The sequence below is a fragment of the Vibrio sp. RE88 genome (genome assembly GCF_013113835.1).
Taxonomy (GTDB): domain Bacteria; phylum Pseudomonadota; class Gammaproteobacteria; order Enterobacterales; family Vibrionaceae; genus Vibrio.
The window spans coordinates 218,751-241,231 of record NZ_VTYQ01000006.1 but is presented as its reverse complement, the minus strand read 5'-3'; the positions used below and the strand labels follow the sequence as shown (position 1 = coordinate 241,231).

Sequence of the window (22,481 nt, the reverse complement as noted above, 5' to 3'; positions counted from 1 at the left end):
ATGAAACGTACGTTAATTGCTTTCCTTATCGCTCTAGCTGGCCTGTCGTTTAACACTCAAGCCTCTTCTGATCTGGTCAACAAAGCTCAGGCTGAAAACCAACAGCAGGCTCAACATAATGTCGCGCGCGAGTCAGGCTTTAAGCAAACTGAAAAAGAACTTAAAGCGCTCAAAGCACAACTGATCAAGCAGCGTGACGATTTACAAACGCAAAATGACAAACTGGCGGCCAAGTTCAGTGACAACGAAAATACTTTGGCTCGTCTGGAAGAAAAACTCCGCTTAGAGACAGGAAGCCTAGGTGAAGTATTTGGCGTTGTGCGTCAAAACGCCAAAGAGTTGGAGTCTGAACTGCAGTACTCAGTGACCTCAGCAGATGCACAAACTCATGCCAGTGTGGTTAAAGAGATTGTCGCAGCGACAAAACTACCTTCTATGTATCAACTCAATGGCCTTTGGAAAGCGTTGGAGGAGCAGATCAAAGCCAGTGGTGAAGTGGCATCAACCGAAGTCCGTTTTGTTAACGGTGATGGGGTGGCTCAAAGCGAATCAGCCCTTCGACTTGGTTCGATTGGCTTAGTTGGCGCGCAAGGCTACTTAAACTGGAATGCCGCAAAAGGTGAAGCTCAGGCTTATATTAAGCAACCTGAGCAAGCGCCAACCATTTCATCTCTTTCTCCTTTAACAAATGGTCAGGTTGAAAACATTGTTCTAGACCCATCGCGTGGCGTGATGCTGGAGCAATTGGCGCACAGCCCAAGCCTGATGGACAGGCTACAAGCCGGTGGTGTGGTCGGTAAGATCATTCTTGGCCTGCTTGCGATTGGCTTGATCATCGCCGTAGTACGTGGCGTGAGTTTGTCTATTGCTCGCCAGAAGATTCGTGCTCAACTGAAGTCACCTCAAAATCCGGGTAATAACCCACTGGGCCGTGTGTTATCTGTATACGGCAAAGAGAAAAACCTCAGTGTTGAAGCGCTTGAATTACGCTTGCTTGAAGTGGTTGTTGATGAACAGGTAACGCTGGAAAAAGGCTTGTCCATGCTTAAGCTGCTGGCTGCTTTGGCACCAATGCTGGGTCTTCTGGGTACGGTTACGGGTATGATTGAGACTTTCCAGGTAATCACTCAGTTTGGCAATGGCGATCCTAAAGTCATGGCTGGTGGTATTTCGATGGCACTTGTGACCACAGTACTTGGTCTTGTTGCGGCTATGCCACTTCTGCTGGCTCACAATATTCTGAGCTCGCAAGCCGAAACGATTCGTAACATCCTTGAGAAGCAGGGAATCTCTCTAGTCGCTGAACAAGCGGAGAAAGATCTCAAGCCAGCTCAGGAAGCGCTAGGGAATGTCGCCTAATGGATGCAATCTTTGCATTGTTACCTGAAGCCTTAGCTGGCAGTGACTGGCTACTCTCGCTGCAAAACTTTATGCAGCAGGGGGGGCAGGTGCTGTGGTGGCTGTCTGGCGTGGTAGCGTTATGCTGGCTATTGATTCTAGAGCGCATCATTTATCTGTTTGTCGAGTTTCCAAAGCATAGGGCAAATTGGGTCGACGCTTGGCGTGAACGGAGCGACCAAACTTCTTGGTATGCTCGCTCTATCCGCGAAGGGTGGTTATCACAAGCACACAGCCAGCTGTATCAAAACCTGAACATCATTAAGGTTCTGGTTGCCATTTGCCCAATGTTGGGTTTGCTGGGCACAGTGACGGGTATGATCTCCGTTTTTGATGTGATGGCTAACCAAGGTAGCAGCAACCCTAAATTGATGGCTTCAGGCATCTCACTAGCCACATTACCAACAATGGCCGGTATGGTCGCCGCATTAACGGGTATGTTTTTCCATGCGCGATTAATGAAAGCCTGCCAGTTGAGAGAAATTAAACTAGAAAAATCTTTAAGGAGTCAGCGATGAGACTCGGTCGACGTCACCATAAACAAGATGAAGCTCAGATTGACCTGACTTCTATGCTTGATATCGTTTTTATCATGTTGATCTTCTTCATCGTCACTAGCTCGTTCGTACGTGAATCTGGTGTTGAAGTGAATCGCCCTCAGGCATCTAATGTGGTGAGTCAGAAAGACGCGGGCATTTTTGTCGCGGTGACTTCTGCAAACGACATTTATATTGATAAGCGCAACGTTGATATTGAACGTGTACAAGCGACACTAGAGCACTTGTTGTTGGATAAACCTGATGCTTCGCTGGTCATTCAGGCAGATGAACATGCCTACAGCGGTACTGTAGTGAAAGTAATGGATGCGGCGAAAGGGGCAGGCGTTAAGAACATAGCGTTGGCGGCGGAGAAGAAGTAGTGGGACGTTTGTTAATTGCAACGCCACTGGCTGCCGCATGTGCGTTAGCTATTTTCAGCTTTATGGCATGGATGGTGGACAGCGGTCATCGCAGAGCTCCTGAGCCAAGCGAGTCGCTGAGCTTTAATATGGTGATGGTGGAAAATGAGCAGGATGTTCAACGTCGCCAGCGAACGGTGCCAGAGCAGCCGAAAGCACCAGAAGTACCAGAGCAGATGCCAACTTCCCAAGCCAATACTGAATTGTCGCAAATTTCACCGATTTCGCAGCCGTCGCTTAGTCTGAATACCAGCATTGAAGGTTTGGCGATCAGCGCACCAACGTTTGGTGACTTTGGCGTCAACCAACAAGTCATGCCTTTATATCGAGTCGAACCGCGTTATCCAGCTAAAGCCTTGAAGCGTAAAGCAGAAGGCTATGTGATCCTGAAGTTCACTATCGATCCAACGGGTAAGCCGAGAGATATCGATATCGTCGAAGCTAATCCGAAGCGTATGTTTGAGCGTAATGCAATACAGGCGCTTCAGAAGTGGAAGTATCAGCCTAAAGTGGTGGATGGAACCGCTGTAGCTCAGGAAAACCAAACTGTGAGACTGGAGTTTAAGTTAGCCAAATGATGAAACGATTAGCCCTTATCGCTTTGCTTCTGGCTTCGCCATTAACCGCGGCTCAGGAGCTGACTCAATACACTGCGGTTCGTGTTCAGAAAGCCAATGAACTCGCTCAGGAAGAGCAGCTGAAAGAGGCGATTACTTTACTTAAAGAAATCGACATCTCGCGCGACTACGACAAAGCGTTTGTCGCTCGTATGTTGGCGGTTTTCTACTGGCAAGATGGCAACACCAAGCAAGCTATTTCGAAAATGGAGTATGCGGTTGAAAGTGGTTTACTGCGTGATGAACAGGCATGGATCAGCCAACGTATGCTGGCGGACCTATATCTGAATGACCAGCAGTTTGCCAAGGCGCTTAAGCACTATTACCAGTTAGTTAAGTCTGTACCTGAAACCCAAAAAGCTCAGGATTTGTGGTTGCGAATTGCTCAGTCGCACTATCAACTAGAGCAGTGGGATAAAGTGGTACCTGCGGTCGATAAGTACCTAAAGGTGGAGAAAAAAGAGATTCTTCAACCGCTATCACTCAAGCTGGGAGCACAGCTTGAGCTGAAACGCTGGAGCGCAGCTATTCCGACCCTTGAGTTACTCATCAGTATCCAGCCAGAGAAACTGAGCTGGTGGCGCCAACTGGTTGGCTTGCAAATGAAAGTCGGCAAGGACAAAGAGGCGCTTGATACCTTGGCTCTTGCAAAGATCAATGGGTTACCGTTGAGCCAGAGCGACAGACGTATGCTGGCCCAGATGTATGCCAAACGTGGTATCCCAGAAAGGGCCGCGATTGAAATAAGTGAGCTGGATGAAGCGCAAACGGATGTTCAGTTGTTATCGGAGCAGGCCACTTACTGGCAGTTGGCAAAAGAGTGGGATAAATCTTTGTCTATCTGGAAGTTAGCGGCCAAGAAAGACGCTAAGTATAACTGGAGTGTCGCTCAGCTCATGGTTCAGCAAGGCTATTACAAAGATTCGTTGTCGGTGCTAGATAAAGTGAAAGGCCGTGATGCGGACGTGGCGCTGGCCAAAACGCGTGCTTTGTACAAATTGAATCTGCTTGAGAAAGCGCTGGTGCAAGCGAAAAGAGCCAACAATATCGAACCATCAAGTCAGGCGAAGAGTTGGATTAAATACTTGTCTCAACTTAGGGCTGCCGCTCAACAGACGACAGGGTAATCGATTAAAAAAGGGAAGCAATTTGCTTCCCTTTTTGTTGTCGTTTACTTTTGGCTTAAGCAGACATATTCCGCTCGCCATAGTAATCGCTTGGAGGATTTAATCGTCGTCAGCAACTCCTGCCCGGATAATTGTGGGAAGGCATGCATAACCTTCACGTCGTTATCTAAGTTGGATTTTTCATAGGCCCTTACATGAGTAAAGGTGCTGGACAGATTACGTGACAGCATAGATTTTGACAGGCAGATGCCAAACATATCCCGTTTCATCGTCTTTCCCTCTGACATTGTGTCGTAGACAGTTATTTATCGTGTTTTTATTGGTGCTCACTGCCCACTTCTAGCGTTCCTGCACTTTCTGTGCTCAATAATTATACAGTCAAAATAAGTGGGCAGTACAAAAAATGTTCTAAAACTCTTGTGATCAAAATCAACTATTCCATTGGTTTTATATAAAAGTGTGTTTAAAACTATCAAATAACACACAAAGCGAATCGTTGTGAGTCACTCAATAACAGCACGCAATGATTAGGATTGTAGGCTTCACAAAATAGCGCCCAGTAACTCGTATAAGTGTTAATTGGATGTTAGCCTCGCTAGGTTAAATGGGAGAGTTTATGAAATGGAGTAGTATCAGTTTTCGCAAGCGAATGCTGATTATCATGACGCTTTCTGGCTTGATTGAGTTGCTGTTGCTTGCTGCCGCAGGTTTCTTCTACGTTAAGCAAGAGCAGGAAGAAAAGATGGGGAAGCAAGCGCTTGGTGTCGCCTCATTTCTGGCAAACTCTCCTTTTGTCGTCAAAATGATAGAAGATGGTGGCGGTTCAGAATACCAGCTTCGTTATCGTAATCTTACCGAGTTAATTGGTGCCGCGTTTATTGTGATTGGCGATAAAGACGGCATTCGTATCATCCACCCCATTGACGAACGTATTGGTAAACCAATGAAAGGGGGCGACAACAATCGTGCTCTGGTTGAAGGTAAGAAATACGTTTCTTTTGCCCAAGGCTCATTGGGTTACTCCGTTCGAGGCAAAGCCGCCGTTTTTGATGCGGATGGCAATATCATTGGAGTGGTATCGGTTGGCTATCTCATTGACCGTCTTCAGGATCGACTTGAACCCTTTCTGATATTTCTGATTTTGATGGCGTTATTGGTGGTTGCGGCGAACGCTATTGTTTCAAGCTATGCGTCTCGGCGTTTCCAGAAAGCTATCCTTGGCTTTGAACCTGAAGAAATCGGTCGTTTGTACGTTGAGTTAGACGTGACGATGGAAACACTTAAAGAAGGCATTTTGAGCATCGATCAGTCAGGCAAGCTGCGTTCAATTAACAAGAGTGCGTGCCACATATTGGGTTTGGAAAAGTCTCAATGTCTGAATAAGCCGTTAAGAGAAGTATTGCCTGAGAGTGACCTTCATACTGTTCTGACGACAGCCCACACCGATCACGACATAAATCTTTATCTCAACAAGCAAAGATTAATTGCAAACCGCAGCCCGATTATTGTTGAAGGAAAAGTGGTGGGGGCCGTATCGAGCTTTCGCTTGAGGGATGAGTTAAATGAACTTTCTGAGCAGCTAGCGAAAACCAAAGAGTACGCAGAGATGCTTCGCTCTCAGACTCATGAACATCGTAATAAGCTGAACACTATCAGTGGTATGGTTCAAATGGGTGAGCTGGACGCGGTTCAGCATCTGATTGGCCAGGAAACCGCGCATTACCAATCTTTGATTGAGTTCTTACGTGAAACCGTTAAAGAGCCATTGATCGCCGGCATGCTGCTGGGTAAGACGGAGCGTGCCCGAGAGCTGGGACTTGAACTTATCGTCGAAGAGGGCTCCCGACTTGAACCTCTGCCTGAGCGGATTAATGCAGAAGATCTTGTGACTATTCTGGGCAACCTTATTGATAACGCCTTTGATGCCACGCGCAGTGCGATTACTTTGGATGCGATGTTTGCCCCAGTACGAAGACAAATTGAAGTTTCTATTGGCGATTTTGGGAATGAAATCATTCTCGAAGTCACGGATCAAGGTTGTGGTTTACCCGAAGAGCTCTCTATCGAGCATTTGGTTGAACGAGGAGTGTCGACCAAAGATAAGGCGACCCGAGGGGTGGGCCTTTACTTAGTGAATGAATTAGCAGTGCGCTACCACGGCGCATTGGAAATCACGAATAACGAACAGCATGGAGCTAGAATGACAGTGTATTTACCGAAGGAAGAGCTGGTATGACGTCCGTAACACGAGTGATGATTATTGAAGACGATCTCAACATTGCTCAATTGCATCAGCGTTATCTGGAGCAGATGGAAGGCTATGAGGTGATCGGAATTGCCACGACGAAAGTCGAAGCCGAGATCCAGCTTGATGTGCTTAGCCCAGATCTCTTGCTACTTGATGTGTATCTTCCGGATGGAACAGGGTTGGAGCTTTTACAGGAACTGCGTGCCCGTAACCAAGGCTGCGATGTCATTCTTATTACCGCAGCTCGTGATGTCGATACACTGCAGCAGGCGATGCGTGGTGGTGTCGTCGACTATCTACTTAAGCCTGTTGTATTCCCTAGGCTGGAAGCGGCATTGAAGAAATACGTAGTACAAAAGCATCAGTTCACGAGCGCTTCGGATCTTGACCAAAACTTGGTGGACAAGATGCTACAGAGCCCATCTACAGCAGAACCCAGTGTTCAAAGGTTGCCTAAGGGTATCGACAGTGTCACTCTCGACAAAATACGTGCGTTGTTTTCTGGTGCAGAAAGTATGACAGCAGACGAGGCAGGAGAGCGCATTGGTGCGAGCCGTACAACCGCTAGACGCTATCTAGAATACCTTATCAGCTCTGGTGAATTAGTGGCTGATCTTAACTACGGTACGGTCGGGAGACCCGAGCGCTGCTACAAACGATCATAACTACAACTTTCGATTAGATAATTCTCACCCAAATTACCTAGACGTATTTTGTATCCACCTCTAGAGTTTTATTGATAGATATAATATTAGTTACTATTAGAGGCGGCTATGAAATCCTTAATCAGCCTGTCTTTATCGCTCTTGTTTTTCTCATTTCCGATTGGAGCGATAGAGCTCAATGAACTTCAGTTTTTGACCGAAGAGTACCCCCCGTATAACTTTACCCAAGATGGCGAAACAAAAGGCATTTCGATCGATTTGCTGACTGCTGCAGCTAAATCTCAAGGGATAGAAATCAAGAAAGAAGATATCAAGGTTCAACCGTGGGCTAGGGCATATCGAACCACCTTGATCAAACCTGACACGGTACTGTTTTCGACCACCAGAACAAGGCTGCGTGAACACTTGTTCCAATGGGTTGGGCCTTTGAGTACAACGCGGATCGTCGTAATGGCGAAAAAATCGCGCCAGATCAGTATTGAGAACACAATGGACTTTGCTCAATACCGAATCGGAGTTATTCGCGACGACGTGGGTGAACAGTTGATGTTAGAGCTTGGCGTGCCAAGAGACTCAATGCAAGAAAACTCCGTCGCAGAGACCTTGGCTCAGCAGTTAGCGAAGGAACGTATTGATCTATGGGCATATGAAGAAAATGTCGCTAAGTGGTGGATAAAGCAAATCGGCTATGACACCAGCGATTTTGAAGCCGTGTTTGTACTCAGAGAAGGAGAACTCTACTACGCTTTTAACTTAGCGGTAGATGAAAAATTAACTGAGCAGCTGCAACGTGGCATCGATGAAATGAAGAATACCGTCGATGAAGCGGGGATGTCTAAGTATCAGGAGATTGTCGATACCTATCGCTGATGCTTTATAGTTCAAGAAACCAGGAAGCGGTATGCGTATAGTCGTCATTTTGCTGTGCATGATATGCCAGCACGTTTTTGCTAAAGATGAAATTGTGCTTACTTTGCCATCGCAGATGGATGGTGGGCACGTCTTCTATCACGAGTTGCTGTACACAGCGTTGGATGCTGTAGGTTACGCTGTCACTATATCGACGCCTCAAGAGCACATTCCTCAGAAACGTTCGACTAAAATGGTGGAAAGTAATCGGCTATCTCTAACTTGGCTGATTGAGACAGAAGAAAGAAATCAGCATTATGTACCAGTTAGGGTACCGTTAACCAATGGTCTAATTGGTAAGCGTGTGCTACTTATTCCACCTCAACTACAGAATGAGTTCAACGCAATCAGAAATCTGAAAGACTTGCAGGACTCGGGGCTAATCGCAGGGATGGGAATGCAATGGTACGATGTAGAGGTTTGGCAAGCCAATCAACTGCCTGTGCATTTAGAAGATGGAGAGTGGCGCTCTCTTTACTCCAAGCTCACCCCAAAAGGCGATGTGAACTACTTCCCGAGAGGCATGACCGAAATACTGGCAGAAGCAACACAAAACCCCCACCTAGCGATAGAGCAACGCCTCCTTTTAAATTACGAAAAAGACTTCTATTTTTATCTATCTGATGAAGCAGCGAGTTATCGACCTATTTTGGAACACGCGTTAAAGCAAGCCAAAGCCAGTGGCTTGATAGATCGATTGGTTCGTAAGTACTGGCAACGGACGTATGAACAAATTAAGCCGGATGAGCGGGTAGTGATCAATCTGGCTTTACCCGAGGCTGGATCCCACAAACAATAAGCCATTCCTACATAAAAACTGACATATCCACCAAGTTAGCGTATAAATTCTTTAAGAGTTTCATGCATTTCCTCAGTGGTGGGAGTAGTTAAAGCGAAATGGAAAGTGTTTTCATCGTTGTCGTTTTGTTGGTTTTATTTTTTGTCTTTGTACAAAAGCGTTATTTGAAACAAGATGAATTAAAAGACAGCGCCTATAAGAAAAAAGGCCCTTTGATGAATATGCAGGAATCGGCATTTTACAATGCTCTGATGACTGCGGTAGGCCAGCACGGTGTTGTTATGGCTAAAGTGAACATGGCAAACATTGTTGCCCCACTGGCTACCGATAAAAAGCAGTGGTTTATTGCCAACAACCGCATTGCCAAGAGTTACTTTGATTACGTAGTTTGCGACCCACGCACACTTCAGGTTCGTGTAGCAATAGAACTGGACGATGGCAGGACGCTCGACAAAGGCAAAATAGAGCGCCAGAAGCTATTAATGCACGTGTGTAAATCGTCAGGTATTCCTTTGATCGGCACTTCAGTTAAGCACAGCTATCAGGTTGGTAAGCTGCGCCGTCTACTGGCGTCTCATATTGATTTGATTGAACCGGAGAAAGAGATCCGTTTCTGTAAGCGCTGTGGCAGCCCAATGGTGATTAAGACTGCCTCTCAAGGTGAGTTTAAAGGCCGTCGTTTCTTTACCTGCAGCCGTCAGCCACAGTGCACTTATACAGAAAACTACAATGTTGTGTTTGATGAAGATGGAATAGATGAGTAGTCATCGGTAAGTAACAGTGATTAAGAGCAGGTCATCATGGCTTGCTCTTTTTGATTGCACACCATGACTTGGTTGCGCCCGTTCTTCTTGGCTTTATACAGCTCTTTATCTGCTTCTTTTAGTACGCTTTCTAGATCGTTGTATAAATCGCACTGATATATACCAATGCTTGCTGTTAGTGTGATGGGTTGCTCTTTACTGTTGAATCGGTAACGTTCAATCGCCATTCGGATTTGCTCAGCTTTAATCATGGCGTGTTGAATATTGGTATTGTGCAGAGCGATGCAGAACTCTTCCCCACCAATGCGATACACCAAGTGTTCATCACTTAATCCATCAATTAGTGCAGCTGTCTGAACGAGCACCTTATCACCAATATCATGGCCGAATTCGTCATTGACCTGTTTAAAGTAATCCAAGTCCAAAACCAGAAGCGACAAAGGCAATTTTTCGCTTTCCTGTCGGTAGCGGTCAAAGTTATGAATCAGGGCGTGGCGATTATAGACACTGGTGAGAGCATCGCGTGAAGCAAGTTGCCCCAGTGAAGCTTCTGATGTCTTACGTTTGACTTCAAGAATGTGGCTAGCTAGCCAGACGCTGAGATAGGCGAGCGCAAAGTTCACGATGAGCCCTAAATAGCTGACAACGCCATCCACGAACGATTTATCAACTACAAGGAATAGCTGACTAACGAAGCCAATCAAGGTTGCGACAAATCCGTACCGTTTACCCAGAATAAGATAAAACAAAACAGGGTAGAGGAAACTCCAGAGGAACAAACCATTCTCTATCGGGTACACCAATGTCGTGAAATAAACCAAACCTATGATGCTATAGACGTAACAGTTTGAGAGGAAAAGAGAGGCAGAACTTCGGTAGCTATTAAAAGCGACGTAAAGAGAAAAGCTACAAAAAAGACTCTGAATGATGGCCAAGAGATGATAAACGCCAAAAAAGACATTAATAGTGGCGATAATCAATGACATCAGGGCAAGAAGCATACTTAGCCAGAACAAGACTGCTCGACGTAACTGTCTGGAAGGGTTAAATATGTCAAGCTCCATCTTGAGTAGCCTTTGTAGGAATATGCTTAAGTATGAATATCAGACAATAGTATGCTTTTCGTATAGGGAATCAAGCATAAGACTGAACAAAGATCACACTTTAAAGACTATAAATGATACAGCGTATTAAAACTATACGGGGGTTATGTGCACAAGTTAATGTAATGTATACAAAATAGTCAATTTATATCATCTTTTTACCAGTCTATACTTAATCAGAAAATTATCAAATAGTGGAACTAACATCACCTTTAATGATGAGTTCAGTTTCTTAAGTTAAGTCACAAAAATGCGACAAAAAGTAGATAAATGCTACTTATGAGGTTCGATTAAGCTGAAGTTTGTATCATTGATAAGAATGTTGGGCTGATTTGACCTGTTTTTAGTGATCTTTTTGTAGTTATCAGAGCGGGTCGATATGAATAAAAGAGCCCGAAGGCTCCTAACTTATTTCTGGAATTGCTTCATTAATCGTTCAAGTCCTTCGAGGTTGTCGACCAAGTGACTGGTTCGTTCGATTGAAGATTGTGATGTTTGAGAAGTGTCTTCCGCTAATTGTTTAATATTGATGATGTTGCGGTTGATCTCTTGAGTCACGCTAGCCTGTTGCTCGACAGCTGTGGCGATTTGGATGCTGCTGTCGGTGACTTGGTTCAATTTGTCTGAAATGGTACTGAGAACTTCCCCCGTTTCATCCGCGCGATGTTTGCATCGACTTGAAAGAGTAATGCCTTTTTCCATTGCACCTACCGCATTTTCAGCGGTCTCTTGCAATTGGCGAATCATGGTATGAATTTCACTCGCGGAGGAGCCAGTTTTCGATGCCAGATTTCGCACTTCGTCCGCGACTACAGCAAAACCGCGGCCAGCTTCTCCGGCTCGCGCCGCTTCGATTGCGGCATTCAGGGCGAGAAGATTGGTCTGCTCTGAGATGGTTGTGATTACCTCTAAGATGCTGTCTATCTTTTGGCTATCTTGGGACAACTGATTGATGATCGTCTGTGCTTGTGCCAGTTCAGCTTCAAGGGATGTGACTTCCGCAATGGTGGAACGTATGCTGCTTAGCCCTTTTTCAGACTCTTGATCGGCTTCTTCAGCGAGCATTGATGCCGCAGATGCGCCGCTTGCGACTTCATTGATGGAGTGGGTGAGTTGTTCAACGGCTGCTGCAACTTGTTCAGTTTCATGACATTGCTGATCTAGGCTTTGTCCGATTGATTGAATCGTGCCAAATTCATCTTCTGCTGAAATCAGGATTTCTCCGGACGTTTCCGTTGCCCTAGCGGTCACTGCTCGCAGTTCGGCTTGCTTCATTTTTAGCGCTAATTCGACTTGAGAGTAGTCATCAAAGTGGTTGGTGTAGGGCTTTTCCATCAATGGGTTGCTATAGGCTTGCTGGGCGAGAGCTGCCATGCTTTTACTGCGTCGGTACTGGTACGCGAGGCCAAATGTCATCATTGCGGCAACTAAGGTAATTGCAGCGCTGAGAACACTCGGGGTCGTACCCAGCATTAAAAGCGACAATAATGCCAGTAACGCAGAAGAGCCCAATGTGAGCTTGTGCAGTGGCAGCCTGGGTTTTGTTGCCGATTTATTTTGTTGTAGCCGACGATAAAGCGCTTCAGCTCTTTCAACCTGTTCTGAATCGGGTTTAGAACGAACCGACTGATATTCAACGATGTCACCTTCAGGGTTTTTAATCGGAGTTACAAAGGCAGATACCCAATAGTGAGCTTCATCTTTACATTGATTTTTTACTAGACCCATCCAACTTTTACCTTGTTGAAGGTAGGCCCACATCTGTTCGAATGCTTGCTTGGGCATGTCATCATGACGAACCATATTGTGGGGGTTGCCCACTAATTCGTCAGTTGAATAGCCTGCAATATCGCAGAAGTCTTCATTGGCATGAGTTATTAGGCTGGATCGATCCGTGGTTGATATCAGATTGGCATTGGCGCAATAGTCTTTGTTGAGCTGTTGGTTGTTCATTTTTATTGGTTATCTCAAATAGTATGACGGCGTATTTCAGCTAGCGGTCTATCACCATTTGCTAAATTACTTCTGGTTTTTCCTTGATTTACCGCGCCATGCTATCCCTAGGGCAAAAGTTCTATAAATGACCTAAATCAATTTGAGTTAACTATTCACAAACTGCTCAGCGAACTTTGACTGCTCGCAAATAATTGCTGCAAAAATAACCTTGTTACATATTGTTTCTTTTTGTTGAGAGGTTAATTCCAATTATTCATATGTGCTCGATTGCAATTGTATTCAGTTTGTTAAGCCGAGCATTGTCGTTCTGAGTTTCTGTGAAGATGTGTTTACAGAAAATACACATTATTTCATTTTATAAGGGATCTAAAATTCATTATTGTAATTTACATACGTAAATTATCTGTTTAAATCTTGTTCCTACCCCTTTGGGGTAGTTCAATTTCGTAATTGATTTACATCATGTATTAATTTCCTTTCACATTTAACAATGCACATAGTGATAAGAACCTAACCCTTAGGAAGTACTATGAGCAAGTTGAAGCTGGTCATTATAGGTAACGGCATGGTCGGGCACCGTTACATAGAAGACCTCGTTGAGAAGACGGATGTTTCTCAATATGAAATATCTGTCTTCTGTGAAGAACCTCGTGTCGCTTATGACCGTGTCCATCTCTCTTCTTACTTTTCCCACCATACTGCTGATGAGCTCTCTCTTGTAAAGGAAGGCTTTTACGAAAAGCACAATATCAATATCTTGATGGGCGAACGTGCTATCAATATCAATCGTGAAAAGCAGATCGTTTATTCAAGCACTGGACGTGAAATTCAGTACGACAAACTTGTTATGGCCACCGGGTCTTTTCCTTTCGTTCCACCAATTAAAGGTCACGAGAGCAAAGACTGTTTTGTTTACCGTACCATTGAGGATCTCAAGGCGATCGAAGCGTGTGCTAAGAACAGCAAAGTTGGCGTTGTTATCGGTGGTGGCTTGCTTGGCCTTGAAGCAGCAGGTGCACTGAAAGCGCTAGGTGTGCAAACTCATGTGGTGGAGTTTGCCCCTAAGTTGATGGCTGAGCAGTTAGATCAGGCTGGCGGTGATCAGTTACGTCAGAAAATTGAACGTATGGGCGTAACGGTGCACGTTAGCAAGAACACCCTAGAGATTGTATCAGAAGGCAAAACAGCAAGAAACGTAATGCGATTCGCTGACGGCAGCGAATTGGAGACGGACTTTATCGTGTTTTCTGCCGGCATCCGACCACAAGACAAACTTGCTCGCCAAATGGGATTAGGTATCGCACCACGCGGTGGTGTGGAGATTAATGATTCTTGCCAGACCACCGATGAAAATGTCTATGCTATCGGTGAATGTGCATCTTGGAATCGCACGTTTTATGGTCTTGTGGCACCGGGTTACAAGATGGCGACAGTCGCTGTTGACCATCTATTAGGTAACGATAGCAAGTTTGAAGGCGCGGACATGTCTGCGAAACTTAAACTACTTGGTGTCAAAGTGGGTTCAATCGGTGATGCAAATGGGCGTACACAGGGGTGTAAGAGCTACGTTTACCAAAACGAAGAGCAGGAAGTGTACAAGCGAATCATCGTTTCTGAAGACGGCAAGAAGTTGCTTGGCGCGGTTATGGTGGGTGACACGTCAGATTACGGCGATTTACTGCAACTTAAGCTCAATGAAATCGAGCTTCCAGAACATCCAGACACGCTAATTCTTCCGGCTCATGCTGGGGCAGAAAAGCCAACGCTAGGGGCTGATGCACTTCCTGAATCAGCGGTTATTTGTTCTTGCTTTGATGTCACAAAAGGCAAGATTGCTGAAGCCGTGGCCCAAGGTCATCACACCATCGGTGATATCAAAGCGGTAACTGGTGCAGGGACGGGTTGTGGTGGTTGTATTCCATTGGTGACATCCGTGCTAAACGCTGAATTAGCCAAAGTGGGTGTCGAAGTAAAAAATGATGTGTGTGAGCATTTTGCTTATTCTCGCCAGGAGTTGTTCCACCTTATCCGTATTGAAGAAATCAAAACATTTGATGAATTGCTAGAAAAATACGGCAAGGGATATGGCTGTGAAGTGTGCAAGCCACTAGCGGGCTCAATCCTCGCGTCGTGCTGGGGTGAGCACATTCTAAAGCCTGAATTGGTAAAACTTCACGATACTAACGATAACTTCCTTGGCAACATGCAAAAAGACGGAACCTACTCTGTGATTCCTCGTATGGCTGGTGGCGAAGTGACGCCTCTGGCGCTTAAGGTATTGGCTGAAGTTGCTGCCGAGTACAACCTTTACACCAAAGTTACCGGTGCTCAGCGTATTGGTCTGTTTGGCGCTCAGAAGGACGACCTACCTGCGATTTGGAAGAAGCTGATCGCTGCAGGCTATGAAACAGGGCAGGCCTATGCCAAAGCGCTTCGCATGGCAAAAACGTGTGTAGGCTCAACTTGGTGTCGTTATGGCGTTCAAGATTCTGTTGGCCTTGGCGTGATGATCGAAAACCGCTACAAAGGCATCCGTACCCCACACAAAATGAAGTTTGGTGTATCGGGTTGTACACGTGAATGTGCAGAAGCACAAGGCAAAGACTTAGGTATCATCGCGACAGACGCAGGCTGGAATATGTACGTGTGTGGTAATGGCGGAATGAAGCCAAGACATGCTGACCTTCTAGCGAGTGACCTCGATAAAGACACCCTCATCAAATACATAGACCGCTTCATGATGTTCTACATTCGTACGGCCGCTCCACTGCAGCGAACTTCAGTGTGGATGGAAAATCTCGAAGGTGGTGTTGATTACCTGAGAGAAGTCATCGTCAACGATAAACTCGGTATCAATGCACAACTGGAAGCCGATGTTGCCAAGCTAGTAGAAGAGTTCCGTTGTGAATGGACAGATACCATCAACGACGAAGCCCAGCTAAAGCGCTTCGCACATTTCATAAACTCAGATGAACGTGATGACAATGTTGTCTTTGTCCAAGAGCGTGAACAGCATCGTCCGGCGACATACACAGAAAAACATCCAGAAGAGAAGGGTGACATCCTTCACGTCGAGTTAGTTTAGGGAGACAACATCATGGCATTTACAAAAGTATGCAGTATTGAAGACATCACCCCGGGCACTGGCGTGTGTGCGTTGGTTTCTGGGGAGCAGGTCGCCATTTTCCGTCCTTCTCATGCTGAAGAAGTGATGGCAATCAGCAACACTGATCCGTTCTACCAGTCGAATGTCCTTTCCCGTGGGTTGATCGTCGAACATAAGCAGGAGTTGTGGGTCGCTAGTCCTCTGAAAAAGCAGCGCTTTAACCTATCAACGGGAGTCTGTATGGAAGACGAACAATTCAGTGTTAAAGCTTACAAAACACGTGTTGTTAAAGGTCAGGTTGAAGTTTCGGCTTAACTGGGTGCTAGAAGAGATTTAATAGCTTAAAGGCTTGTTGCTTCCATTGGGGAGCAGGTGAAGCAACAAGCCTTTCACTATTCAATTTCAACTTTTAACTTTCAAATTTTTAATAAGGACGTAGCTATGTCTTCTGCATTAAAACCTGCCGAATTCGTACAAACCATGATCGATGTCGGCGAAGCGAAAACCAAAACAAGTACGCGTGACTTGATTTTGCGCGGCACGATGGCAGGTATCATCTTATCTTTGGCGGTTGTGGTCGCCATTACGACTATCGTACAGACAGGCATCGGTATCGTGGGTGCTTTAGTGTTTCCAGTCGGCTTTTGTATCCTAAGTCTGATGGGCTACGATCTGGTCACTGGTGTATTTGGCCTCGCACCTCTCGCCAAGTTTGATAACCGACCAGGGATCACCTGGAACCGGATTTTCCGTTGCTGGGGATTGGTTGGCCTTGGTAACTTGATTGGCTCACTGATTGTTGCTTACCTGGTTGCCATTTCTTTGACGGGCAATTTCTCATTAGACCCTAACGCTGTGGTTAAGAAATTTATCGCGGTATCAACAGCGCGCACCGTTGGTTTTGAAAACATGGGAATGGACGGATGGATTACCTGCTTTGTACGTGGCATTTTCTGTAACCTGATGGTCTGCCTTGGTGTGATTGGTAACATGACTGCCCGAAGTGTAGCTGGCAAGATCGCCGCAATGTGGCTACCGATTTTCATCTTCTTTGCCTTGGTGTTTGAGCATACGGTTGTGAACATGTTCTTGTTCCCACTGGGTATGATTCTTGGTGCAGATTTCGGTATTGCAACTTGGCTGAACTTCAACCTTATTCCAACGATTCTGGGTAACATCGTTGGTGGCCTGTTGTTCACTTGTATTCCTCTTTACCTGACTCACGCGAAAACTGCTCCATCAATTGATTCTGAGCAGGAAGTTAAAGCTAAGCCTGCAATGGCGAAATAAATTGATGTGGCCCCATGGTGCAGCATGGGGCCTTCGCAGAGTCCTTTTATACGGTTAAAGGTTTGGCGATAAAAAGTCGTGATTCGATGAGTACTTTGATTGAGCGCTACTTTTTATATCCAAATTTGAATCAGCAGGTACGGCTATGAGTGCTCATCCTAACTCTTCTCCAAAACGTGGTTTTGTTTCTCTTGTTGGCGCTGGCCCCGGTGACCCAGATTTACTAACCGTGAAAGGCTATCGAGTGATACAGCAAGCAGAAGTGATCGTTTATGATCGCCTTGTCTCTAAAGAGATATTGGCGCTAGCCAATCCTCAAGCTGAGATGATTTATGTCGGCAAGAAACTCGATTTTCATTGCGTGCCTCAGGAGCAAATCAACCAGATTTTGGTGGAAAAAGCACTGGCAGGAAAACGTGTTGTTCGGCTCAAGGGCGGTGACTCATTTATTTTTGGCCGTGGTGGTGAAGAGCTGGAAGAGTTGGCTGTCCATAGCATTCACTTTGAAGTGGTACCGGGCATAACAGCGGCAGCTGGCGCAACTGCCTACGCTGGAATTCCATTGACACACCGTGACCACGCTCAGAGTGTTCAGTTTATTACTGGTCATGTGCAGAAAGATGGTCGGGAAATTGAATGGCAGTCACTGGCCCAATCTAACAACACACTGGTATTTTATATGGGTCTAAAGCAGAGTCAGCGAATTACCACCAAGCTTATCGAAAACGGTTTGGATGAGCAGATATCTTGCGCCATTATTGAAAACGGAACACGCAGCGAACAGCGTGTATTCACTGGGCCGCTAAAAGACTTACCCAAGCTGGCAGAGCAAGCGAACAGCCCTGCGCTTATTGTTGTTGGTAGCGTGACCTCGCTGCACGATACGCTTAAATGGTTTAATTAAAGAGTCTTTGCCTATCGCATCAGAATCCATAGAAAACCAACAGCTTGAGTTCAATAACTGTTACTATGCCTGCGTTATTGATTAAACAGGATTCCTGATGGAAAAAGTCGCCATTTTCGTTGATGTCCAGAACATCTACTACACAACACGAGAAAAGTACCGCGCAAACTTTGACTACAATGAGTTTTGGTACGTTGCAACGGAAGGTCGAGATGTCACTGAGGCTCATGCGTATGCGATTGCTTCACATGACCCGAAACAAAGACAGTTTCATCATATCCTTCGCGGTATTGGCTTTAACGTTAAACTGAAGCCATTTATTCAACGACAAGATGGCAGTGCCAAAGGCGATTGGGATGTGGGTATTGCTTTGGATGTGTACGAAGCTGCCAGCAAGGTTGACCGAGTTATTCTGTTATCTGGAGATGGCGACTTTGACGTGTTAGTCAAACGAGTCCAAGAAAGGTTTGGCACCAAAGTGGATGTATTTGGTGTGCCGGGCCTTAGCGCACAGTCACTAATCGACGTGTGCGATAAGTTCATCCCGATTGAAGAGGAATTATTGCTCAGACGAACCTGAGTCTACGCTTTCTTCATTTTCCGCTTGTGCAGCGGTTTGCTGTTCTTGCTCTTCTGCTTCAAGCTTTGCTCTTTCCGCTTTTGAAATGTAGCGAGGCTTGTTGCTTTTATGTAGCTTAGCGTTTTGCTTTTTCTGCTTCGCTTTTAGGATCTGGTTAATTTTCTTCTTACGGTTCATCGTTGTCGCCCAGTATTCAGAGGGGCGCGCATAGTAACAGACTTTGTACCACACTTCACCTTAACAAGATTATCTGCGTTTTTGATGAAAGAGATCTGACGTTAGTACGGTCTGGTTAAATCATTGAACAATCGATTTGTTTCTTGCTCAGTGAGTAAGTCGTATCAGGGGAAGACTATGTGGATAAAGAAAAATCATCGCTGGGCGTTATCTGAAAACGAGGCAACACCAGAGTCGGTGTATAAAGAGCGAAGAGACATTTTAAAAAAACTGGGTATTGCTGTTGTCGGTGTGCCGTTGGCGGCGAACTCTCAGGCGGGTGTTTTGGATCTGTTCTCATCAAAAGAGGAGCCTGTCCAAGATCGCCGTATTGATTTATCTGCCTCAAAGCCGGATAAGTATCAAGCTGACCTTTCATTAACACCTGAAGACAAAGTACTGAAGTACAATAACTTTTATGAATTTGGAACAGGGAAGTCAGATCCTGCGGAAAAATCAGGTGGTTTTGTTTCCGATCCTTGGAGCGTCAAAGTTGATGGGTTAGTCGGTAATCCGATAACGTTGAATTATGAAGATATTTTCAACAAGTTCACTCTTGAAGAACGTATCTATCGCCTGAGATGCGTAGAAGCATGGTCAATGAACATACCTTGGATTGGCTTTCCGCTGTCTGACATCATCAAAATGGCCAATCCGAAGAGTGAAGCGAAATACGTTGCTTTTGAAACACTCTACGACCCTGAGCAGTTCCCCGGACAAAACTCTTGGGGCGGTAGTATCGATTACCCCTATGTTGAAGGCCTGAGACTGGATGAAGCGATGAACCCGTTAACGCTTATCTCAGTAGGTTTGTATGGCAAAACCTTAGCTCCCCAAAATGGCGCGCCTTTGCGCTTAGTTGTGCCATGGAAATATGGCTTCAAGAGTATCAAATCTATTGTGCGTATTCGTTTGACAGATCAAGAGCCACCAACCACTTGGAATAGACTTGCACCCCATGAATATGGTTTTTATGCCAACGTGAACCCGCAGGTCGATCATCCACGATGGAGTCAGGCGAGCGAACGTTTTATCGGTGAAGGTAACTTATTTAGCAGCCGCAGACAGCCTACATTGATGTTTAATGGCTATGAAGAAGAAGTCGCTCATCTCTACAAGAATATGGACTTGAGGAAGTTCTATTGATGAGGTTGTCTCCAAGGGCGATTACGTGGCTGAAGGTAGTTATCCATGGTGTGTCTTTGAGTTTCTTGCTGCTGTTGGTGCTCAAGGCTCTCGCGGGTGATTTAGGTGGTGACCCAGTGCAGGGAATCATCCACTACACGGGTATCAGTGCACTCAATACGCTATTTGTTTCTTTACTGGTCTCGCCATTAGCGAAATGGACCAAGCAAGGGGCGTTAGTCAGAGTCAGACGACTGGTCGGGCTGTATAGTTTTTTCTGGGCGGTATTACATTTAGTCGCCTATGCGACGCTGGATCTGGGCTTGGACTGGAGTTTACTGGCTTCGGAGCTCATCAAACGTCCTTATCTCACCGTAGGTGGAGCTGTGTGGCTGATATTGTTGTCGCTGTCTGTAACATCGACCAAAGCAATGCAGCGTAGACTGGGAGCAAAATGGCAAAAGCTACATAATTGGGTTTATTTAGCCTTGCTGCTTGCACCGATACATTTCTACTGGTCGGTAAAGTCTGAGGTCACTGAACCAACAATCTATATTCTGATAGCCCTTGTGTTACTTGGTGTTCGTTGGAAAACGCTTAAACAGCGATTACTTCGCTAATCGTTTAAGGGAAGTGTTGAAAGGCCAGCAAACCAAACGGTTTACTGGCCTTTTATTAGTCGGAGATAATGGCGTAGCCGCGGTATCTGTCAACATCGATTGTATTCATCGCTTTGATCATGCTGGTGGCATCAACCCAATGCCACAAGTAGTCAGCGTTGTTAGGATCTAAGATGAGAAATGAATCCGAATCTCCATCATAAGCCGCCACTGGCGCGTAATGCCCACCACCTTTTTGCTCAACGCCTTTTCGAGCATAGTTTACCACCAGATAATGTTCTGGCTGACTCAGTGCCGTGACCATATTGGCCTTAATTGCGTCGATATCGTCAATGTTTTGTAGCTCGTAGCTGACGACTTTAGCGCCATTGGATTTAACCAGATCGACGAATTGAGAAAGCTGCAACCCGTAGTCGTTAAACTGGCTGCCTTTCGCGGGCTTGCCTAGGATTTCAATTCTGGATTTAGGTGAGTGGATTAACACGGTGTTTTGAGTATAACGGTGAAACAGAGGAGACCAGCTGACATAGGATTTATCTGAGTGCTCGACATTGCCACCGCCATTTGGCAGGTAGCCGGATTCCAATGTTGAGAACTGACTTGAATCAAGTGGGATCTGCTCTGGTGTCCTATCAACACGCAGCGCATTGAGCACCATCGCAGCCGATGCGACACCACAGAACATTTTGTTTTCTTGCGGTTGGTAGTAAACCGAAAGGCGAGCAAAGTCTGTTTTGTTTTCTGACGAAACCAAGCGTTCAAAAGATTCAGCATCGTCCCAATAGACAATTTTTGCCGCCAGTGCGTTAAAACTGCAGCTAATAATCAAAGCTGCCAGAGACCATTTAATAGAGTGTTTCATGAGATTGTATTCCGATGATGATTGGGGAGTGTAGAAAAGAACGGCGCAAACGCATGCACCGTTCTGAGTCACCTATTCGTGACTAGAATGTGTATTTCAGGCCAACTGAAACGGTTGAATTGTGGTTATCCAAACCAGCGCCATTAGGCACTACTCCAGAGTCACCAGAGCTGTTGTCAACGATGGTGGTATCCGCTTTCGCTTCAGAGTATTTGGTATAAACATACTCAGCGTATAGCTTCATGCTTGGTGTAAAGTGGTAACCATAGTTGAGCGATAACGAGAGAAAATCGGAATTACGATTGCTTTGCTCGTAGAAGGTCAGATCGCGCATGTTGTGATGGTCTACATCTTTTGCATCAACCCATGGACTCCATTTGATTTGCGCACCAAAGTCCGATTTATCCAGCTTGTATTCTCCAGATAGTCCAAGATATAGCACGCTGAATTCCTGCTTATAGTCTATGCCTACGACGTTTGGGAAAGAGCCTACGTCAGCTCCATTATTGTAGGAATAAGTGCCACCAATGCCGTCCCACTTGAAGAGATTATATTGATAGCCTGCCAGAGCACCGACTTTGTAGCTGCTTTCGCTGAGCAGCCAGTAGGTTGCATTGATGTCAACCTCATGAGCATCTCGCAACTTAGTGTCTGGGCTTATGGATATGTCTGTCGGTGATGATTGATTAGCATTAAGCCAATCGCGGTCCTCCATATGAGCGTCGCCATCATCAGTCAGCACAGACCAAAAACTACCCTTTAGCGTCCAGTTTTCATTAATATCCCAAGCAGCGCCTAACTTGATGATCGGGACATTATCGATCTCCCAGTCAAGCTGACTCAGCTTCCTTCCTGTACTGTCGTAAACCAGTTCCGTTGATGAGCCATTCAAGACGCCAAGAGATCCTTCTAGCGTGACATTATTCGTATCGCCTGCTGCCATAGCTTTAGGCGCCAGTGCGAGCGGAATTAGCATCAAAGTTAACTGTTTCATAAGTGTTTTAAATACTCCGGTATGACAAATGTTTAACCAAATGATTGAAATAGTGGTGAATTCCAGAGGCCTACTAGCTTGACTAATCAGCATGAAATTGGATGGAGTATAAAAATTGGACGAAAAGCGAAATATCAGGTGATTACCTGAGATTGAGGTCAATACTGAGGAGCGAAAACCAGAGAGCTGGTTTGTGTTGCATTAACCTCCTTGTATTAAGGAGAATTCGCCGCGAATAGT

General features: G+C 45.6%; 23 protein-coding genes. 17 read left to right on the top strand and 6 right to left on the bottom strand.

Annotation, left to right across the window (positions count from 1 at the left end; translation table 11 throughout):
• From F0265_RS16005 to F0265_RS15985, 5 genes are read left to right on the top strand one after another with little or no spacing between them, the layout of a single operon-like run.
• Positions 1-1,359, top strand: a complete 1,359-nt coding sequence (locus tag F0265_RS16005; RefSeq protein WP_171749645.1) for a MotA/TolQ/ExbB proton channel family protein — start codon at positions 1-3, stop codon at positions 1,357-1,359.
• Positions 1,359-1,916 carry a MotA/TolQ/ExbB proton channel family protein gene (locus tag F0265_RS16000; protein WP_065739971.1) on the top strand — a complete coding sequence of 186 codons (558 nt, stop codon included), beginning with the start codon at positions 1,359-1,361 and terminating at the stop codon, positions 1,914-1,916. The genes F0265_RS16005 and F0265_RS16000 overlap by 1 nt, the downstream gene beginning before the upstream one ends.
• Entirely contained in the window at positions 1,913-2,317 is a 405-nt protein-coding gene (locus F0265_RS15995) for a biopolymer transporter ExbD (protein WP_019275114.1), read from the top strand. Before F0265_RS16000 ends, F0265_RS15995 begins: the two co-directional genes overlap by 4 nt.
• On the top strand, positions 2,317-2,934 hold the full coding sequence (locus tag F0265_RS15990) for a TonB family protein (protein WP_171749644.1): 618 nt from the start codon (positions 2,317-2,319) through the stop codon (positions 2,932-2,934). Before F0265_RS15995 ends, F0265_RS15990 begins: the two co-directional genes overlap by 1 nt.
• Entirely contained in the window at positions 2,931-4,100 is a 1,170-nt protein-coding gene (locus tag F0265_RS15985; RefSeq protein ID WP_171749643.1) for a tetratricopeptide repeat protein, read from the top strand. The genes F0265_RS15990 and F0265_RS15985 overlap by 4 nt, the downstream gene beginning before the upstream one ends.
• Positions 4,101-4,144: 44 nt before the next feature.
• On the opposite strand, the gene F0265_RS24635 is transcribed toward F0265_RS15985, so the two are convergent.
• A complete protein-coding gene (locus tag F0265_RS24635) occupies positions 4,145-4,369 on the bottom strand; it encodes a hypothetical protein (protein WP_242456902.1) in 225 nt (74 codons plus the stop codon).
• A gap of 347 nt (positions 4,370-4,716) precedes the next feature.
• Between F0265_RS24635 and F0265_RS15980 the strand changes: the two genes are divergently transcribed.
• From F0265_RS15980 to F0265_RS15960, 5 genes are all read left to right on the top strand, one after another.
• On the top strand, positions 4,717-6,336 hold the full coding sequence (locus F0265_RS15980) for a sensor histidine kinase (protein ID WP_171749642.1): 1,620 nt from the start codon (positions 4,717-4,719) through the stop codon (positions 6,334-6,336).
• On the top strand, positions 6,333-7,013 hold the full coding sequence (locus F0265_RS15975; RefSeq protein WP_171749641.1) for a response regulator: 681 nt from the start codon (positions 6,333-6,335) through the stop codon (positions 7,011-7,013). Before F0265_RS15980 ends, F0265_RS15975 begins: the two co-directional genes overlap by 4 nt.
• A gap of 108 nt (positions 7,014-7,121) precedes the next feature.
• Entirely contained in the window at positions 7,122-7,883 is a 762-nt protein-coding gene (locus F0265_RS15970) for a transporter substrate-binding domain-containing protein (RefSeq protein WP_171749640.1), read from the top strand.
• 31 nt (positions 7,884-7,914) lie between these two features.
• Positions 7,915-8,721 carry a hypothetical protein gene (locus F0265_RS15965; RefSeq protein WP_171749639.1) on the top strand — a complete coding sequence of 269 codons (807 nt, stop codon included), beginning with the start codon at positions 7,915-7,917 and terminating at the stop codon, positions 8,719-8,721.
• Between the two features lie 98 nt (positions 8,722-8,819).
• The gene (locus F0265_RS15960; RefSeq protein ID WP_171749638.1) at positions 8,820-9,485 is read left to right on the top strand and encodes a DUF2726 domain-containing protein; all 666 of its coding nucleotides are present in this window, start codon (positions 8,820-8,822) and stop codon (positions 9,483-9,485) included.
• 20 nt (positions 9,486-9,505) lie between these two features.
• Here F0265_RS15960 and F0265_RS15955 read toward each other — a convergent pair whose 3' ends face one another.
• Complete coding sequence (locus F0265_RS15955) at positions 9,506-10,549, bottom strand: GGDEF domain-containing protein (protein ID WP_171749637.1); 1,044 nt, start codon at positions 10,547-10,549, stop codon at positions 9,506-9,508.
• 447 nt (positions 10,550-10,996) lie between these two features.
• On the bottom strand, positions 10,997-12,541 hold the full coding sequence (locus F0265_RS15950; protein ID WP_171749636.1) for a PAS domain-containing methyl-accepting chemotaxis protein: 1,545 nt from the start codon (positions 12,539-12,541) through the stop codon (positions 10,997-10,999).
• Positions 12,542-13,073: 532 nt separating this feature from the next.
• Here F0265_RS15950 and nirB point away from each other — a divergent pair.
• The 5 genes from nirB (at position 13,074) to F0265_RS15925 (ending at position 18,424) form a co-directional block, all read left to right on the top strand.
• A complete protein-coding gene (gene nirB, locus F0265_RS15945; protein WP_171749635.1) occupies positions 13,074-15,629 on the top strand; it encodes a nitrite reductase large subunit NirB in 2,556 nt (851 codons plus the stop codon).
• A gap of 12 nt (positions 15,630-15,641) precedes the next feature.
• Complete coding sequence (gene nirD / locus F0265_RS15940) at positions 15,642-15,965, top strand: nitrite reductase small subunit NirD (protein WP_171749634.1); 324 nt, start codon at positions 15,642-15,644, stop codon at positions 15,963-15,965.
• A 126-nt stretch (positions 15,966-16,091) separates the two neighbouring features.
• Complete coding sequence (locus tag F0265_RS15935; protein WP_019276488.1) at positions 16,092-16,940, top strand: formate/nitrite transporter family protein; 849 nt, start codon at positions 16,092-16,094, stop codon at positions 16,938-16,940.
• Positions 16,941-17,085: 145 nt separating this feature from the next.
• Positions 17,086-17,844 (top strand): uroporphyrinogen-III C-methyltransferase, encoded by a 759-nt coding sequence (gene cobA / locus F0265_RS15930; protein ID WP_171749633.1) that lies wholly within the window; start codon positions 17,086-17,088, stop codon positions 17,842-17,844.
• Positions 17,845-17,941: 97 nt separating this feature from the next.
• A complete protein-coding gene (locus tag F0265_RS15925) occupies positions 17,942-18,424 on the top strand; it encodes an NYN domain-containing protein (protein ID WP_006962420.1) in 483 nt (160 codons plus the stop codon).
• On the opposite strand, the gene F0265_RS15920 is transcribed toward F0265_RS15925, so the two are convergent.
• Positions 18,404-18,601, bottom strand: coding sequence for a DUF2986 domain-containing protein (locus tag F0265_RS15920; RefSeq protein ID WP_019276491.1), 198 nt, complete (start codon positions 18,599-18,601; stop codon positions 18,404-18,406). The genes F0265_RS15925 and F0265_RS15920 overlap by 21 nt on opposite strands.
• Positions 18,602-18,778: 177 nt before the next feature.
• Here F0265_RS15920 and msrP point away from each other — a divergent pair, with 177 nt between their 5' ends.
• Both msrP and msrQ read left to right on the top strand, forming a co-directional pair.
• Positions 18,779-19,786, top strand: a complete 1,008-nt coding sequence (gene msrP, locus F0265_RS15915; protein ID WP_019276492.1) for a protein-methionine-sulfoxide reductase catalytic subunit MsrP — start codon at positions 18,779-18,781, stop codon at positions 19,784-19,786.
• Positions 19,783-20,385, top strand: a complete 603-nt coding sequence (gene msrQ, locus F0265_RS15910) for a protein-methionine-sulfoxide reductase heme-binding subunit MsrQ (protein WP_301338235.1) — start codon at positions 19,783-19,785, stop codon at positions 20,383-20,385. Before msrP ends, msrQ begins: the two co-directional genes overlap by 4 nt.
• A gap of 55 nt (positions 20,386-20,440) precedes the next feature.
• Here the strand turns inward: msrQ and F0265_RS15905 are convergent, their stop codons facing one another.
• Positions 20,441-21,247 (bottom strand): phytochelatin synthase family protein, encoded by an 807-nt coding sequence (locus F0265_RS15905; protein WP_171749631.1) that lies wholly within the window; start codon positions 21,245-21,247, stop codon positions 20,441-20,443.
• 82 nt (positions 21,248-21,329) lie between these two features.
• Positions 21,330-22,241 carry an omptin family outer membrane protease gene (locus F0265_RS15900; RefSeq protein ID WP_171749630.1) on the bottom strand — a complete coding sequence of 304 codons (912 nt, stop codon included), beginning with the start codon at positions 22,239-22,241 and terminating at the stop codon, positions 21,330-21,332.
• Positions 22,242-22,481: the final 240 nt, after the last annotated feature.